The organism is Arthrobacter crystallopoietes BAB-32 (assembly GCF_000328305.2).
Taxonomy (GTDB): domain Bacteria; phylum Actinomycetota; class Actinomycetes; order Actinomycetales; family Micrococcaceae; genus Crystallibacter; species Crystallibacter crystallopoietes_A.
Window position 1 is genome coordinate 1 of sequence record NZ_ANPE02000320.1, and the last position, 650, is coordinate 650.

Consider the following 650-nt stretch of genomic DNA (forward strand, 5'->3'; position numbering starts at 1 on the left):
GCGCAAATCATTCAAGCGACCTTTCCAACCGATGCCGTCGATGACTGCGAAAACAAACTGTGTCGGTTTGCGCACCAGCGCCATTTCCTCAATCTCCCGAACCGCATCCGTAAGTTTGCTGCCTGTGGAACCGAATGACTTTGCTGCAACCACGATTTGAGCCTGTGAGTTACCCGCGGGCACAGCCAGATCACACGGAGCAGTAGCGTTCCGACCCTCGAACCTACATCGGGTCTGATACGGCAGGCGAAGGCTCTTGGCAATTTCTTCGATTTCGTCTTCGAGTTGCCGGCCTGCTTGGCCGGCGCGAGTTGCCAGGGCTCTTGTCCCTGCCCTTGCAACCAGGACGTCCCCGAAGTCGTACTGGCGGTGCCGCTGCGCTTCCAAGAGGCTCAGCAACGCGTATTCAGCGTCCATGTACTCCACTAAGCCAAGCGGGTTTTCTCTGGCGAGCTTGGTAAAAGTGGCTGATCCCAGGCCATGACGGAGGCTATTCTTCAGCCTCTCCTGTGAGAGCCCGACGACCAGACCGAGGACCGCGACTCCTGATCCAGCAGGTTTAGCGGTAACCCACGACGCTAATGAATCCGAGCTGATCTCATTCAATTCTGCCAACTCTGTAGCAGCCGACTTGATAAGGCGTCCTTCTT

At 56.6% G+C, this 650-nt stretch carries 1 protein-coding gene; it reads right to left on the bottom strand.

Features of this window, described 5'->3' with window-relative positions; genetic code table 11:
• The coding region (locus tag D477_RS20630) for a hypothetical protein (RefSeq protein ID WP_150110227.1) at nucleotides 1–606 on the bottom strand (606 nt) is incomplete at its 3' end.
• Nucleotides 607–650 lie beyond the last annotated feature (44 nt).